The sequence below is a fragment of the Alcaligenes parafaecalis genome (assembly GCF_026344135.1).
Lineage (GTDB): Bacteria > Pseudomonadota > Gammaproteobacteria > Burkholderiales > Burkholderiaceae_B > Alcaligenes > Alcaligenes parafaecalis.
The window spans coordinates 650,014-666,941 of the sequence record NZ_JAPKNA010000001.1; the positions used below are offsets into that span (position 1 = coordinate 650,014).

Annotated in this window: 11 protein-coding genes and 1 pseudogene; 4 read left to right on the top strand and 8 right to left on the bottom strand. The window is 52.1% G+C overall.

Annotated features, from left to right (window positions below):
- Nucleotides 1-1,247: 1,247 nt before the first annotated feature.
- Complete coding sequence (locus OSH09_RS03040) at nucleotides 1,248-3,224, top strand: ParB/RepB/Spo0J family partition protein (protein WP_266120103.1); 1,977 nt, start codon at nucleotides 1,248-1,250, stop codon at nucleotides 3,222-3,224.
- Between the two features lie 208 nt (nucleotides 3,225-3,432).
- On the opposite strand, the gene OSH09_RS03045 is transcribed toward OSH09_RS03040, so the two are convergent.
- A complete protein-coding gene (locus tag OSH09_RS03045; protein WP_266120104.1) occupies nucleotides 3,433-4,509 on the bottom strand; it encodes an RES family NAD+ phosphorylase in 1,077 nt (358 codons plus the stop codon).
- A 365-nt stretch (nucleotides 4,510-4,874) separates the two neighbouring features.
- On the opposite strand from OSH09_RS03045, the pseudogene OSH09_RS18360 reads away from it, so the two are divergent.
- The 3 genes and pseudogenes from OSH09_RS18360 to OSH09_RS03060 form a co-directional block, all read left to right on the top strand.
- Nucleotides 4,875-4,975: pseudogene (locus OSH09_RS18360) on the top strand (helix-turn-helix domain-containing protein); the annotation flags it as partial.
- Nucleotides 4,976-5,247: 272 nt separating this feature from the next.
- Entirely contained in the window at nucleotides 5,248-6,735 is a 1,488-nt protein-coding gene (locus tag OSH09_RS03055; RefSeq protein ID WP_266120105.1) for an AAA family ATPase, read from the top strand.
- Nucleotides 6,732-7,679, top strand: a complete 948-nt coding sequence (locus tag OSH09_RS03060) for a hypothetical protein (RefSeq protein ID WP_266120106.1) — start codon at nucleotides 6,732-6,734, stop codon at nucleotides 7,677-7,679. The genes OSH09_RS03055 and OSH09_RS03060 overlap by 4 nt, the downstream gene beginning before the upstream one ends.
- A gap of 201 nt (nucleotides 7,680-7,880) precedes the next feature.
- Here OSH09_RS03060 and OSH09_RS03065 read toward each other — a convergent pair whose 3' ends face one another.
- The 7 genes from OSH09_RS03065 to OSH09_RS03095 form a co-directional block, all read right to left on the bottom strand.
- Nucleotides 7,881-8,477, bottom strand: a complete 597-nt coding sequence (locus OSH09_RS03065) for a hypothetical protein (protein WP_266120107.1) — start codon at nucleotides 8,475-8,477, stop codon at nucleotides 7,881-7,883.
- Nucleotides 8,478-9,028: 551 nt separating this feature from the next.
- On the bottom strand, nucleotides 9,029-11,953 hold the full coding sequence (gene mobF / locus OSH09_RS03070; protein ID WP_266120108.1) for a MobF family relaxase: 2,925 nt from the start codon (nucleotides 11,951-11,953) through the stop codon (nucleotides 9,029-9,031).
- A 62-nt stretch (nucleotides 11,954-12,015) separates the two neighbouring features.
- Nucleotides 12,016-13,581, bottom strand: a complete 1,566-nt coding sequence (locus tag OSH09_RS03075; RefSeq protein WP_266120109.1) for a helicase HerA-like domain-containing protein — start codon at nucleotides 13,579-13,581, stop codon at nucleotides 12,016-12,018.
- 62 nt (nucleotides 13,582-13,643) lie between these two features.
- Entirely contained in the window at nucleotides 13,644-14,078 is a 435-nt protein-coding gene (locus OSH09_RS03080) for a hypothetical protein (protein WP_266120110.1), read from the bottom strand.
- On the bottom strand, nucleotides 14,071-14,814 hold the full coding sequence (gene stbB / locus OSH09_RS03085; protein ID WP_266120111.1) for a StbB family protein: 744 nt from the start codon (nucleotides 14,812-14,814) through the stop codon (nucleotides 14,071-14,073). The genes OSH09_RS03080 and stbB overlap by 8 nt, the downstream gene beginning before the upstream one ends.
- A gap of 42 nt (nucleotides 14,815-14,856) precedes the next feature.
- Nucleotides 14,857-15,321 carry a hypothetical protein gene (locus tag OSH09_RS03090; protein WP_266120112.1) on the bottom strand — a complete coding sequence of 155 codons (465 nt, stop codon included), beginning with the start codon at nucleotides 15,319-15,321 and terminating at the stop codon, nucleotides 14,857-14,859.
- Nucleotides 15,322-15,987: 666 nt separating this feature from the next.
- Entirely contained in the window at nucleotides 15,988-16,917 is a 930-nt protein-coding gene (locus OSH09_RS03095; RefSeq protein ID WP_266120113.1) for a TrfA, read from the bottom strand.
- Between the last annotated feature and the right edge of the window lie 11 nt (nucleotides 16,918-16,928).

Sequence of the window (16,928 nt, forward strand, 5' to 3'; positions counted from 1 at the left end):
GGCCGCTGATGGTCTAGGGTCTATTCACGTAAATAGTTGCCAGCCGTCAAAGCTGAATCGGCCTGAGTTTTTTAGGGAGACTGCTGCTTGAATGAACTACTTTTTTATTTATGGTAAATGAGTGTTGTTTTGGAAAAAACAGTCATTTATTTTGTGAGCTCGATAGGAGGCAATCGCTGTGTAGTTGCCGTTCGCAGACGACCGCAACGGCCCGAAAGCTGTCTGCCTTGACTAGTCGTCATGGGTTGTTCCCTGTCTTACGGTTTTTGCCAGTTCAAGTCTGGATTTACACATATTAACCGACCTTGGACCGGTTTTTGTTGGCCAAAAGTTGAGGCATGTCACTGTGCGCTGAGTGTGCTTGTTTGGCGGGCCAGGCTCTATTGCGCCGCAAGCGGCCCAACTGAATGAACCCTACTAGTTTTAACCCCATAGGGTAACGATCCTTTACACCTCTGGCCCTATTGGGCCTGCGCGCTTTGCTTGCTAGGGCTGCGGTGCAGCCGAGTTGGTGTGCTGCGCACAGAAGGCGCTCGCCGCGCGGCTGTGGTGCGTCCTCTCATCACTGGGCTACCGCGATTCCGGTCTCGTCAGTCCGTCGCCCCAACAACGCCGACCGTACCACTCCAGGCCCGCACTCCAAGGGCTTTCGCGGCATAAACCACTCGCTTCGCTCCCTATTAATTCCACGGTCCCTTTCCGTTTGTCCTTGCATGGTTCGGCACGGCAAGGGCGACGAACTAACGAGACCGGCGGCACACACCGCAAGCCGAAATGTAGAACGCAACACATATCTACGAATCGGGCTCGGAATCTTCGATCCCGGTCAGCGGTAAGTCCTTGGAATTTTTAAAGGGGTGATTCATGCAAGCACAGAAAACTCGGCATAAGGGGTACATCGTAACCGTGAAGGACGATGATGAAACAACTGAAACTCACTATGTGGTCAAGCCAAATGGGGCTGTTCTTTTCAGTTCTGGCCATGACCCACTAAACCCTCGTTTTGGCCCACGAAATAGCGATGATTGGGGCCAGTCATCAACCTTGCCTGAATGCGCGGTGTTCGTTGGGTTTTTCTATATACACACCGCATAAAGAAGCCCCTGTTCGGCGGCAACCGAAACAGGGGCAGGCATCACACAACCTTGAAGGAGTTCACGTAATGCAAGTTGATCTTATCAAATTAGCCCAGGAATGGCGAGAAGCCCATGCGACCGCAACACCCTTTCGTTTACCAGCGTTGACCGTTGCCCAGTTGGGACGATTGTCCGCGCTCCTTTCCGAGTCATTGCCTGTGGTTGGCAATTCGACTGTTCATTGATTCAGAGGGAGTACGCATCATGAAACATAAGGCTATTGAACTCGACCCGCGCAAACTGGTTGTCTCGGAGCAGTACCAAGCTCGCAAGACCGCAAGTCAGACACCGCTGCCACAACTGGCTGACTCGATTGCGACTGTCGGCTTGCTTCATGCCCTGGCGGTAGTCAAAAGCAAAAAACGTGGTTTCCATGAGGTTATAGCAGGGGGACGGCGTTTGCAGGCAATCCATCATTTGTTGGAGGATGGGCGTTGGCCGGAAGGGCAGTTAGTCGCAGGCAATCTCTACGATGAAGAAGATGCCTTGCTTGTGTCGATCACTGAGAACGTGCAGCGTGAGCAGATGCACCCGGCAGACGAGTTTGAAGCATTCGCTGAGCTGATCGGACAAGGCAAAACCATTGAAGATGTGGCTGCCGCGTTTGGTGTCACCGCAACCGTTGTGCGCCGTCGCTTGCAGTTGGGGCGAGTGGCACCCGCATTGATGCAAGCATATCGTGACAATGAATTGCCACTGGATGCGCTGATGGCGTATGCAATGACGGACGATCAAGAGCGTCAAGTGCAGGTCTATTCCAATTTGAATATGTGGGACCGAAAGAGCCCTCGTGTTATTCGCGGCATGATTGAAGAAGCCATGACAGCGAATCACCGGTTGGTGCTTTTTATCGGCCTGGACGCTTATCAGGCGGCTGGCGGCGGGGTGACGCGAGATTTGTTTGCTGATGAAGATGACCTAAACGGTATCTATCTAATTGATAGAGCTTTGGTTGATCGACTGGCGCGAAGCAAGTTGCAAGAAGCTGCTGCCGATTTAACGGCGCAGGGCTGGGCTTGGGCAGAAGTCACGCTTGAGTCTGAATCAGTCAGCAGTCGCTATGGACGTGTTTATCCAGAGCCGGTTGATCTGACGCCGGAGCAGCAGGCGACGGTTGGCCAGTTGCAAATCCAAGAAAAATCGCTGATGCATGACATAGCGATTCTTGAAGACGAGGAAGAAAAGGCTGATGAAGATGAATGGCAAGCATTGAATCAGCAGCTTGACGAACTGCAAGAGCAAATCCATGCGATTGAGAACGCGTGCGAAGCCTATACCGATAGTCAGAAAAACGTAGCAGGTTGCATTGTCCGTCTGGATTACCAAGGTGTACTGGACATAGTTGAAGGCTTGATTCGCCCAGAAGATCGTGCGCAAGCTCAGGAGCAGCAACAAGACGCTGAGGGAGTAGGGCGTGTTTCCCTGCCAGCAGTGAAGACCCGACCAACGCATTCTGAACGCTTAGTTCGCCAATTGACCGCCAATAAAACGGCCATTGTGCAAGCCGCCCTGGCCAACAATCCTAATGTGGCCTTGGCTGTGCTGGTCGCTCAACTGGCGCGTCGTCATTATGGTGCTGGCTATTACAGTCACGGTGGCTTTGGATTGGGTATTTCAACCAGTTGCGAGCCCTTGGCAGCAGACGCGCCAGATTTTCCGGAAAGCCGCGCAGGCCAAGAGTTAGCACGTATCGAGCAGCATTGGGGTGATGTGATTACTCCAGGTAGCGATGGTGGCGAGTTGGCCTGGGCGCTGAGCCAAGATACCGAGACCTTGCTTGAATTATTGGCCTACTTGGTGGCGACTACTGTGCAGGGTATCCAGCACCAAGAGTCCAGCAAACCAAATGCACTTGATCAACTGGCCGGGTTGCTGAGCATCCAGATGCCTGAATGGTGGAGTGCCACAAGTGCAACCTACCTAAGCCATGTCTCGAAAGACCGATTGGTGGAAGTCGTTTCCGAAGGGGCTTCGCCCGAGCAAGCCGCACCTTTGGTACGGATGAAGAAAAAAGAGGCGATTGATGCGGCAGAACAAGCCCTTGCAGGCACTGGTTGGCTGCCATCAATTCTGGTTGTTAAGGACTGATTTCAGGAAGGGGGATTCCGCTACGGGCTAGCTCTGAAACAACAAAACTGTATATTTAATGGGGGCTATGACGACTGAATCGACCTTCGATGATTTTGGCATATTAAACGCTTGGGCCCGCTAAGCGGGCCAGGCTCTATCTCACCGTATAGGGCTCCACTACACCCTTTGAGTAATGAGTCTTCACGCTTCCAACTTTGCAGGGTCTTTAAAGGTGGATGGGACCGAAGTGCCCACGGTACTGAACTTTTGTGAGTATCAAACGATTTATACATTCAACGGTTACCAAACCGTTATCAATGGGCCATCCAAATAGAGCGAGGTTGAGAATGGTAGTTGCCTCAACATATTGTTCCTTATTGGGATGGTGATGACGAAGTGGCAATCCATAGATGGTCTCGAAAGGATGGGTGCCGGTTCGAATTAGGCTGAAAAAGGACGGATAGATAATTCCATCAAACCCAGCCTCTCTCGCAGCAAGAGCAATGTCACGGGCGATGTCATATGAGTGAGACCGGGCAAGAAACAGCATATGGATTGCCATGTCCAGACTTTCAAATGCGGTCTCTGTTTCCTCTAAAGGATGAGCGAGATCCAATAAACGTAGATTCTTCTGAGTCTTTAAGGTTGCGACATAAAGATCATCCTCCGTTGCGGCCCGGCATTCGTGGATACAAACATCAATGTCTTGTGATCCGTACATCACTGGGAAGCCAGGTGAATCCAAACGTCCTTTACCTACGAACCTTATTGGCGGACTGTCATACTCGGATGGCTCATTCGGACGTTCTGGCTTGACCCGTAAACGGTAGAATTTGCTTCCTTTGCTAAGTGTTTTTTCGCGGAATTCCCTCAAGACGCGTTCGATGGTCTGAGGTCGTGTAGCCGGATCCTGAAGCGCCTTTAATGGCTCTATATCGCCTACCATCCATAATGGTGGGCCGTAATGGAAAAAACTAATACTAGCGGCCTTTTCTACAAGTTTGATATCTTTCTCAAGCTGCGCTGACGAAGTGATGTCGCTCTGGCCGGAATAATTTTCGTTCAACTGAATCGAAGGCGCTGCACCATATTCGCATCGGACAGTGGTTCCGCTTACAAAGAATCGCCATGACAAACTGGTAATGTGGTCTCGAGTTAGTTTTCGGCCATCCGTGCTTTGGCAATTCGGACATTTATCTTGTTGTTCAAGGCCGTGCTTTTCTGCATCGAGTCGCAGCCCTTCATCTACAAAACAATTTGAGCAGAGCAAGACCTGACTGGTTGGTTCGGGTATGTCGGACATATTAGTATTTTACTTTTTTTATCGGTATCAAAGATTAAGTAAGCCAGAATATCTTAGACGAAAAGTAATTCCTTTATTAGCTTGCTAAGGCCACGCTGTGGCCTATTTAGTGTGCTAAGCACGAGAGGCGCTCGCCAGATGGCTGTGTTGCATACTCTCATCGCTGGGCCCACCGCGAATCCGCTCTCGTTAGTTCGTCACCCTTACTGTGCCGAACATACCAATCCAGGCTCGCACTTCAAGGGCTTTTGCGGCATAAACTACTTACTTCGCTCTCTACTTATCCCACGATCCCATCCCGTTTGTCCTGACATTACTCGGCACAGCAAGGGTGACGGACTAACGAGAGCGGTGGTATACACCATAAGTTTTTCGGGATCACACGACCACGAATTTCAGATTTGATGTGTGGCAAGATCAACTTGTTTGGCTCGACTCATTAGTGAATGTGGTTTCAACCACAGGTTTCCATTCAGTTTTTTATTATTTATGGCTGACTACGGTTTTTAACGGCGCATGCCTAGAACGATGCCTCTTGCTACTATTACGGTCTTTATTCGCTGACTCTAACTGACCTAATGGCCGCGTTGGGTTGAAGAGCATTTTTTTGCGTCGGACTTGCAGCCTGCGTAGTTGTTTGACGGGCTAGTCACGCCAATTACAGGCTGTCGGCTGAGCACTCGGCTCGTACAAAGGCTGGGAACTGCTCACTAGGCACAGTCCGTACCAACTGGATTGATGAAAAATATGCTGGATTATGTAGTTATTGATGGGCAGCGTGCGTCGATCGGGGAGAATGCACGCTTGTTTCCCGGGTATTTTGAGATTGACTCTATGTCACTCATGTTGGGGAAGAACGGAGCCGGCAAGACTCGGCTTCTCCAAATGTTGGCAGAGGTCCTAACAGTTGGGGCTCCGCTCGGAGATCAAGGTCATTGGCAAGTGCATGAGCGTTGCAACTTGAAAGTAGAGGGTGTATCCATCCATGGCGATACAAAGACGCCGCCGCCCGGCCTAGGCGTAGTTTACTTCACGCCATTGCCCTACCAGAGAGCGATGGCATCTCACAAAAGGTTCGTGAACGCCTCTAGACTACAGCCTAGTCAGATCAAAGGGAGCATGCTGAGGAATTTCGCGAATGTCGCGCAGTCACTCGGCGTCTCCACTGAGTTAACTGCATCTCTCTCCTATAATCCGAGCATCTTTGAACGGTTAATACTTCCCACTTTGCTCGAGGTGCCAGGACATATTCTCGACCCCGATCTTAATAAGGAGATGAAACGTTACGCAGTGGCTCGCGCGAACGGCCCGTCTTCCGAGATGGTCCAGATGGCCCAGCCTTTTGCTCTAAAACTGCGAGGGTGGATGGAGTCGGAATTGGATTATCGTCAAGGTGAGCTTTACAGAATTGCCGCATTCGCAACGCTTGAGAACTTTACAACGGAGTTGAAAGACAGGCTTCGTGCCACCACCTCCATCCTTAGCACCTTGGGGTTGGTCCGCTTCGAGGACAGCGAGCTTGAGGCTCATTTCGATCAGCATACTGCGAAGCGATTTAAGAACTCACTTTTTTCGGCCCTGTCGATTGCGTCGAATAGCGACCTCCAGCCGATCCAGCACTCAAATATTAGAGTGGGGATGCAGTTCATCGTCGACAGAGTCGAACGCCTGCAGGATGTGGAGGACAGTCGTTCTGCTTTTCAACTTTCATGGGCTAACCTCAGTTCCGGGCTGCTTTCTTTGGTCGATCAATTTGCTCGACTTGAGGTTGCTCTTGCTCGACTCTCAAAACGATCAGTAAATTCAGTCCTTGTTCTGATTGACGAGGGAGATGCGTACTTACACCTTGATTGGCAGCGGCAATACGTGGAGAAACTAGACCAATTTTTGGCCGCAGTAAAAATACGCTATGGATTCAAAGCGATCCAGGCGATTATCGCAACGCACTCTCCGATCATCTCTGGTGACTTTCCATCTCCGCTGATTCAGAGGCTTGGAGATGAGATGACTCAAGGGGTTAAAACATTCGGTAGTTCACTCGATGCCTTAGTGCTTGACACCTTTGGAACTCCGTCGATCGGCTCCAAAGCGGCTCATCAAGTTCAGCGACTTCGTAAAACTGTATTGACCAATTCGCTGACCGTTACAGACCGTATCCTCATTGACGAGATCGGCGATGAACGATTAAAGAAAGCCGTGCTTGCCAGACCGAGGGACGGTAAATGATTATCGAAATACATGACGTTTGGGTCGATGCTGCGGCGCGACATGAAGCATTTCTCCGTGACAAGGTCGCAGTTGCCTTGCAAAGCGAGCGAGACGTTATAGGCCCCGAATCACTGGTCGTAGTAGAGGTGGGTAAATTTATCGATCGAAACTTGGATGTAATTGTTGATGCCGCCACGCGTGACTTCACGGGGGTTGTTGACGACTTCACAGCGACATTCTCTGGGGATCAATCATTTTTGGACGGAGCTAAGACGAAGTTTAAGGCGATCTTCAACTACGAAGCATTCATCAGTAGGCGCAATGGCTGGGGGGCATATGCACTGTGCAGTGCAGCACGTTATAAAGTGTGCCCATACTGCCATATCAGAACAACCTCCACGGTGGCGCGCGATGAAGACCATGCTGGCTATCGCCCACAGCTTGATCATTATTACGACAAAGCGCGCTATCCGTTTCTTGCGCTGTCGCTCGGTAACTTAGTTCCGTGTTGCGGAAGATGCAATGGTCCTGGCATGAAGCACAACAAGGATTTTGTTAGCATTCCTCATCTGAATCCGCTGCGTGATGTGGGTGTGCTGACCTTTGACTTGGCTCCGAAGAATGGCAGGGAAGAGGATCCAGCATTGAAAGCGCTTCGGTTTCCAGCTGAGCATTTCGAAGTGCGCATCAATGCTCCGGCTGACAATCAAAGCGCTCAGAACTCCCTACGCACCTTCCAACTTCGGTCCCAGTATCAGGAGAAACTTCATGATGCTTACCGTGTGGCGAAGATCGGCCGTTCACCTGCTTTTGAGCGTTCCATAGAGATTGCGACGGGATTGGATGTCCATGACATGACGATTGCCGATCACTTGGGGTTCGATCCCAATGGTGACCATTATAAAGGCCTGTCTGCAGGAAAGATGCTTCGCGACGTCTATCTAGATTCTCAAAACTGGTGACCGCCAACGGCATGGTGCTTCGTGATCGTCCACCCAACGATTGCAGCCATAGATTGAGACAATGAGGAAACTTAGGCAAGCAGGCCAGCGAGAAAATCGTAACTTATACACCTGGTTCGTAATACATTTCAGTATGATTTTCTGCCTATCACAAAGGCCACCCAATGGGTGGCCTTTGTTGCTTCTAGAGCCCGACTGGACTTAGCGGTCTAGTTCTGGCCCGTCTGACTTGATCTCCAAATTTTGCTGTTTCATGTTTAATAGACGTTGCTGGTGAGTTGGCTTCCAGAGCTGTTCAGCACGTTCAATATCGGCATTTGGCACTTGAAACCCATCAATATCTCTTGCAATGTGTAGATCACTTATATGATCTTCAAGTCCTTTGACGTACCCTTCGAGTACATCGGGATCTTTCAGATCCACAGCGGTCATTTCTTGAGCATTTAAAACGGCTGCTAAGCCACGTTCATAGGCTTTAAATTCCGCTGTTTCTTCGAGATGGTTAGAAACGGAGGGCTCAAAGTCTCGCTGCTCCTCTCTTTCGTGGTCGATAGACGTGAGTCGTTCTAGTGACATACTGGCCTCAAGCATCTTGGTATTGATGTGCTCACGCTCAGCAGGTTTTCGCTGGAGTCCCAGCTTGGTCATCACGTCACGAAATAATCGGGGACCATTCAAGACACGTGTTCGCTTTTGCTGTTCAGCAGCACGTGACTTTTCAGCTTGTCCCCGCCGCTCAAAATAATCTATTGATTCGTGCTTGGTACCGTCATCCTTGTTGTTAAGTTTCTGTTCCATCGTTGTGAATCTCCTATTACGCGCAGTTTTTGAACTGCATGGTGAAGCCTTCACCAGAGTGATGAAGGCGTGACAATCTGGCCGTGCTGTCTAATAGCAGCGGCTAAATCGGAGTGGGTGGGATAGCGTGAATTTCCCCGGCGTAGCCGGGGCCCCATTAGGGTGACGCCGCCTGGTCTGGGGACCAGGCAAGAGACCAAAAGTCCCTCAATGAGCTGGCGCTCTTTGTGGCCCTTAAGGCCTCACACAGGACGCACCCCTGCCGGGGTGCTGAAAGCACGCATACATGCGGCTTTCAGAAAGTTGGTAACTTTAGGTTGCGTGGAACAAATAGAGCAACAAAATCATTTGTAAGTCAGTAAATACGTCATTTTTATGGGGTACGTATGTGGCGTTTTGTACCGTGGACATGGACTAATAACGAGCCAGTGGTCAGTTAATAGACAATTAATTGATCATTAGTGCCCAAGCGCTGGACAAACAATAGACAAGATGTAGACCGCTAATAGACAGATAACTGACGAATCTTTGACTATAAATTGCCATATACCTCAAATTTCCAGTTCGGCATGCTGTTCCTCGGGTTTGGCGTGTGCCATTTCGTACGGTTTGGCCTTGCTGTGGGTGGCTAGCAAGTCGTGAGCCAGCCCCTTGTAGGCCTTTCTATTGACCGCCTTGGGTAGCAGCGTAGCGTTATCCGTGAAGACGGTGACCTCATGTCGTTCACGCGAAATACTCACGTAATAGGTGTCCTGGGCCGTGGTCCGTGAAAAACTTTCCGCGTTGTAGAGCACGCGATCGCAGGTCAAGCCCTGGGCACTGTGGGCTGTCGTCGCGTAGGCATGATCCAGGTGCAGAGGTTGATCAGTGGACATGGTAACGGCTCGGCCATTGGCGGCAATCGTCACCGAGTCCTGCGCGATACCGAGTACTTCGTAGCGCTCCCCATTGGCCAGATCGAGCTCAGCATTGTTACGAGTAACCCGAACCATATCCCCCACGGACACTTCTGCGGTGTGCTGGTGATAGACCGATAGCGTGCTCATTGTTTTCGGGATCACTTCAATGGGTTGAGCTTCCTGGCCAGGGTCGGGGCGCAGGGGTAAAACGATCAGCCTGTCGGTGGTGCGGTTGCATTCGACCACCTCATAGAGTTGGCCACGTTTCATCCCGTTCTTGTAATCGCGCTCGGGTTGGACGATATCACCGACCGTGTAGTACTTGGCGCAGCGACGCTCAGCTCGGGTAGTGTCGTGTCGGGTGAGTAGGCGGTATTGCCGTCCTTTGCCGCTCAGACCTCGAAGCTCATGGACGCGTTGATTCAAGGTCTGACGAGAGTGGTTGGTACCAGTGACAATGAGCGTATTGGCTTGATCAGTATCGGACAGGTTGACGTACTCGTGTGCGATCGCTTCATAGCGAGGACTGCTATCTCGTATTTGGGTGCCGTCATCCCATTTTGTGATGCGATCATCAATCTGGACGACATGATCTTCCAGAACCTTGAGTGAGGCACTTGCTTTGCCGACGGCGGCCAGTTCGACTGCTTGTTTAAGCGTGTCGCTTTTCTGGCGCTGAATATCGCCCATGAGGGCAGTTTTCATACCTTGTTCTTGCAGCAGTGCAAACGCCCGACCAGCTTCGACTGCTTTGGTCTGGCCAGTGTCTCCTAGCAATACGATGCGAGCGCCGCTGGGCTGTAAGTGGTGCAGCAATTTTTGCATCTCGCGCACCGGTATGACACCTGCTTCGTCAATGACGACGACCGTTTTTTCGCCCAGCTTGTTGTCCAGGCGCTTGGTCTCGGTAGCCGTTGTCATTGAGGCCACCGTGTTCGCTTCAATGCCGTCCTGGCGCAGATTGGCAACCTGTGAACCGTAGGGGGCAAGGGCGATCATGCGATATCCTCGTGCCTCTAACAATGCTTTGGTTTCTTGTAGTGCGAATGATTTGCCCGTACCTGCCAATCCTTGTACGCCTACCACCTGGTCTTGGCCTGATAGCATCAGCTCGATGGCACTGCGCTGACCAGGTGTGAGGGTGGTGGCGGTTAACTCCGCCTGCAATTGATCACGTGCTAGCACCGGCGTAACTTTGTCGCGTCCTGCGTGCATCATGGATACGACATCACGTTCACTGCGCAATGCCGTTTGGGTCGCAAAGAGTGGTTCGGTGGGTGTCAGCCGACCTACACCAATGGCTTGATCGACTTGTTCTAGAGCTTTTTCTATCGGGATGCTTCGTAATTGGACCAACTCATGCGCCCAGGCCTGACGGGTACGTGGTTTGGTTTTGTGGTCAGAACTGCTACGGTAATGGAAGGCTCTGGCCACCAGCTCGTTTCGTGCAACCAGGCGACTTAAAGACAGTCGTAGTTGCTCGGCGCTGATGGCTCCCTCTCCATGGCGCAGTGCATGGCTGAGCAGTTCGGACTGGCTCATGACGGTTTCGCGTTCAGCTAGATGCTTGATGGCCCAGATCATGGCGGTATCAGCAATACGCTGACGTGCCTCGGGCTCAGGTGAGTGGTTTGCAAGGCTGGCCAGATCCTTGGCGCGTTCTTTGGAGGCGTGCAGATTATTTCGGAAGTTGATCCCAATCTCCTTTGACTGCGCCGTCCAGTCAGCTTGTAGCTGATCGCGGGTGAACTCCTGAGTTTTAGGCTTACGTGTAGCCAGCACAGCCATTTGGCGTTGCGCATGAGAGGCGGTGGGACCGTCCATGCCCGCATCGGCCAGACGCTGGTTCATTTGCGCACTGCGTTTACTAAAGTGTTCGATCTGGTCACGTGTGATATGCGCCAGCTCAACGTTGTTCTTTTCAAATCGCAGATCATAGCCGATGGCGGTTAACTCTTTGGCCAATTCAGCCATGTAGATAGAGTCCAGGAGTGGGCGGGACTGGACCAGTAAATCATTGTTCAGCGCTGCCCAACTGCCGTCCTGGCGCCGGGTCAGATTCATAATGACGGCATGGGTGTGAAGCTGTGGGTCCGGTGGGGAGTTATCCGTGGCTCTGGCCGTTTCATGACGGAATTTGCTGATGATCAGATTGCCGGTGTTTTCGACCTGTGATTTACCACGGATGGTTTGGCGTGATTGTGCAAAATGCTGCTCTGCGTAGGCCAATGCACGGTCAACCGCGCGGTCATGGGCGAGAATGATGCGCTCATCGCCACCGATCAAGGCTTGCAGTGAGACGCTTTTAGGTGCTGAGATCGTCAGATCCAAGCCAGAGCGGGCCTGTGAATCGTGACGGATACTGTTGCCAGCATTCACGCCATGGCCGAACTCGCCGCGCAACATGGCATGAAATCGCTGGGTATCGACCGTGCCAGATGCGCCAAGCATCTCAGCTCCCTTTCCTTGCCAAATGGCGGCCTGGCCATCACGGCTGTAGTAGTCATCGGCCTGGTCACCATAGTAGTGTGAATGCTTGGCGGCTCCAGAGCGGTGTAAAACCTCTTTAGTAATCATGTGGTATTTCCTACTGGCAAGACGAGGGCAGGCTGTCGCTAAGCTTCAGCCGTGCATTGTGTTCAGCGGGGAATGCGTTTGAGTTGGCTCGATTCAATGAACGGCTCAATCACTTGAGTAAACGGCTCAAACCGCAGCTTGAAACGTGAGATTGGATACTTACCGGCAAAGGCGACATAGCCTGTTAAATCATCGAAGGCTTGAATTTGTGCGGCGGTCACGACACGCTCGGTGACTGGCGTATTTTGATCATTGGTATTGCGATCACCGACAGAGCGAGAGACGCTGTATTTATGACGCTCTACTTCATGCTCGCCCAGGCTCTTGCTCAGATCCTCAGCGGTTTCATGGTCAGTGCGAGAGCCACCCAGCACCAGCAAGTTACGAAAACTGGCGCGAATCGTTTGAGCCTTCTTCTCACCGTAGATGTAGTCCAATTGGGACGTGCTTTGCAGGCCCGCTACGATACGTAGGCCTTTTTTACGGCCCTTGGTCAGCCCATCTTCTAGCGAGGGCAGGGCGTCCAGACTGGCCAACTCGTCGATGAACAACCACCAGCGCCGTTTTGCATCTTCGGGCAAGGACAGGACAGCCGTAATGAACACATCCGCCCAAGAGGAGACCAATGGCTTCATCGCGGTCACCATGTCTTCACGCCAGTTAATGAACAAGTTCCCACCGTTGGGATCATCAATCCAGTCACGAATCGAGAATGCGCCGGATTTCATGCTGGTGTGCTCGGACAGCTTATTCGACAGGACAAAGCGAGCACTTGAAAGCGCTTTACTGGCCTCAGATGATCCGACAAACAGCGATTCAGCCAAGGTGCCTTCCAGGTAGCTCTTGAGTTTGGCAGGGTCCTCAATCGTACATAGCCGAAACAACTCGTCGATGTGTGCCTTGTCAGGTGTGACGGTATAGAGCTTTTTGGCTGTCTCGCGCAGTAGCAAACGTCCGTAATCGTTCCACTCCTCCGCACTCTTGTCCTGGCTCATCGGCACCATTGAATGGGACAGCCGCTTCCAGTCGTACTCAGCCCGAATCTCATTGAAAAAAGCCCATCCTGGTGTACGAGCATCATATGGGTTGAGGATGAGGTCGCCCGGCTTCCAAAACTTGCTGAGCAAATCGCCGTCGGGGTCGATCACAAACATTCGGTCCCGACGTTTTTGCACGGACTTGGCCATTCTGCGAAGTACGACGGATTTACCACTGCCGGTGGCTCCTCCGATAAGGGTATGAAGGTTTTCAACTTTGACCGGCATCGGTACAGAGGCCACATCCACCTGTCGGTTTACTCGGTCCGTACATTGCGAACGTAGCTTGGCAATAGGGACGACTTTCGTGCCCCGGATATGTCGTGTGAAACGGTCACCTTCAAAACCGGCCGTGCGTTTAAACATTTTGCTCAACGCAATGACGGCAAGCAACGATAAGGCGAATCCAATGGCAGGAGGGATATAGAGGGCAGGGTACTGGGCTGTTGCCATCAGTAGATGCCAGGTGGTTCGTGTATCCCAACGATTGACTGTCACCCCGCTGGCTAGGCTCGCGGCTGTTATCCATGCCAGAAGCGGGAATGCGACAATCATCAAGACCGACAAGCGTCTTCTCGTAATCGGTGACATAAAAAATCCTTGAAAAGCTATGCCCTGGGTCAGAGCCCCGAGGCATAGGCATACAGACGTGTTTATGAAGCAAGAAAGCGCAACAAAAGTGCGGTGGCACCTGCCCCGGCACTGGCCCCAACCAGCAAGGCCAAGATGGCCATCTTGCGTGCCGAGGCATGGGCAAATCTGGCATATCGAGCGGTGTCCGCACTGATTAGCTTCAACTCAGCGCGGATGGGTGAGAGACTGCTTTGCACGTTGTGCACCACTTGATCGGTTAGATCGATACTGGCGCGATTGAGCACGGCTCCCAGGGTGTTGGCCAGATCTTCGGGCAAGCCTTGCAACTGCTTATTGGCAGCGGAAAAAGCCTCGATACCGGCTACCAGCGCAGTAGCGATTTCTCGCTGTTTGTCGTTGATGCGTTCGGTGCGCTCAATCAACCCGGCCACATCACCCAGCGTTTCCTGGAACAACAGATCCAGCTTGGTCCGCGCTGATCTTTCCTCACTCATGCGAAGCTCCGTTGGTGGCAGGCAGCACATCCCCAAATAGGGCCTGGAAAGCACGTTCAAGCTGACGATCTACAGGGCGGGCCAGTGCTTTTAACGTGTGCATGTCCGACAGGTGTGAGATGCGCTTGCGGTCTTTTGGGTCTGCTTCACGCAATTGCTGGCGGTAGTCGGCCTGATCAGCCAATATCGACGCGATGGTGATGCGTTTATCAGCCAGCAGCTCGAACACCTCATTCTCGAAAATGACGGCTTGTGGATTGGCGATAAATTCGCCCGTCTTCTTGGCGTAGGTCAGCAGTGCCAGAAACTCTTCATCCACATCACTTTCTACGCGATTGAACAGCACGCGAATACGATTGGCTGGCACACCCAGGCCGCTCAAGGCGGTAACAGTCTTGATGGTTTCCCGCTGTGCTTTGCCCGTCGGGACGACCGGCAACACGAATTGGTCAATTTCTTCATGGGACAAGTCGTAGCGCGACATATGCGCCAAAAACTCCTCGATGTTCGATGCTCCGACGTCCACGATCGCATCGTCCAGCGTGAGCAAGCCACGGAACAGTTTGCCAAACTGCATCCCGCGAAGCTGGTCCACATCCAGCCCCAGATCTTCCGCTGTTTCATTGGTCGACTCGATAGCGAAAATCTGAGCATGATTCAAGCGTGGGGCCAGCAGGTGCGATGCCACGACGGTTTTACCGACCGAGCCGGTGTAGTTCAAAACGGCGATTTTCATGGGAATTTTCCTTCAGGTTGTGATGATGAATCAAAGGCAGGGTTAAGACGATTTAGGCCCGGCACGCATAGCGCGGCCTTCTTCACGTAGAGCATCCAAGTCAATGTCCATGTCATGGATCATCCGCAGATCGGCGGGTGTTTCGATGGAACTGGGGCGACCTTGCACCGCTTCGGTGGTGAGGGCTGGGGCTTGGACCGAAGTAGTGGACGTGATAGGAGGTGCTGCCACGCTATTGGAGGGTTGGGGCAAGGTTGGAGCCTTGGTTGTGGGTGTCAGAGGTTTCTTAGGGTGACGAAGGCGCCATAAGGCTTTAGAAAAAAAGGAATGTGAAATCGTGATTCCTGCCGCGTTCAAATCATCGACGACCGCTGCATATGACGAACCTTTGGACAGCCGCTGTTCGATGATTGGCAGCAGTAAACGTACGCGTGCTGTGACCGTGGTTCGCGGGTCAGCATCGGCCAATGCTCGACGAAATTGGTCGACGAATTGGTCAACTTGCATGGGTTGAGTTCCTGGTTGTTCTGGAAAGCAAATGCCACTTTCCACGTTGCAGACATAAGCGCGGGATTGCCGCGCAGGGGGAGCCGCGCCCGGTGACGGGCGTGGGGGGCAAGGCCCACGGGGAAGGGTCGAGGCCGCAGTCCGACCTTGGGCGGACTGGACAGGGAACCCGGCAGGGGTTCCGCGGCCAAGGGGTACATTCATCCCCGCCCGTCAGGGTGGGGACCAATGTTTTTTTGGGGGTCTACCTTTCCCCCACGCGATTAGCGTGGGGGACTGACGTGATACAAACTTCGATCAAAAGAGCAACTCGTGAGATGAATGAAAATTTGCAGCATATAAATGTTTCTTGTTTGTAACTTTCGTCGGGAGCAACTATCGAGTTATTCACAGCCCTATAGGTAGAAGATAGGTAGAAAGAAGGTAGAGGTGTAACAGAGGCTCTGAAACCTGCGTGGATAAAGGCATGCAGAAATGTAACCGCGACGCTATGCCGAAAAAGCGCGATGCTATGCCGATAAAGCGCGACGCTATGCCGATGAGGCGCGATGCTATGCCGACGTTCTGTATAGGTTATCCACAGCCCCAATCGAGCTATGGAATGTTCGTCAAGCGCGATGCTATGCCGAGATAAGGCGCCTAGTTAACCGTCATTTTTCTAATGGGTTAATGTTCATCACTGATTCGATTCCAAACCGCTTGTTCAACCCCACGTCGACTTGTTTCGATACGTGGCGAGAGGATCAGACCGAGCGCTGCAAGTTCATTGATTGCTTGTTCCAGAGCCGGTTTGAAATCACGCATGCGACCCATGTACTGGGCGCGTTCTTTGAGAAGCAGCAAGCTGTAGCGCTGCTCCGTGTCCTTTGACGTTCCTATCAGCCGTTGAAGGCTTTTCGAGAGCTCGTGACGCATGCACAAACGTGTTTTCCAATCAATTAATGTGAACTCGCGGTTGCCAAAAATAGTCGCCCAACGGGGATCTACATACAGTCTGTACTCATTTAGAGCGTCGTCATAATCGAAGCCCCCCAGCATCGCCAAGACACGACTGGCAGGGTGGTGGCCAAAGCTGTATTTGAGAGTGCCGTTGCTTCGGCTAGCTTCGATGGATAGGGTAAAGCGTGCCAGGTCCTTCATTCCGCTATGAAGCCAGTCGTATTGGCTTCCACCAATTGGTCGACCAAGGGCACGCAAAAAATCAGCCCGGTTTATTACAGGTTGCTGGCCTGAAGGGCAGGTCATTTGAAGATAGATGGCGTGCATCCAGATATCGGCGTGATCCTCTCCAAGCTGTTTGCCAGAGCCTTTGATTAGTATCCGGTCGTTTTGTAGAAGTGTGGAGTCGTCGTGTAGGGTACGGTTGCCACGGGCGATGGGTGCAAAGATGCTGCTGCGTGCGATGCAGTTGGGCATGGCGCGTGTATGTTCTCCAATACCCGGTAGATACATACGTTTGAATACGGGTTTTCCTAGGAGTAGGGCTTCTTGTTCTTCCACTTCCTTCTGTGTCGCTGTTCGGTGGCTGGCGGTTTTGGCCAAACGGCTAAGTGCCTCGTTTAAGCGGTGTGTGGAGTGATGAGTGTTCGAAGACATGGCAATCCAAA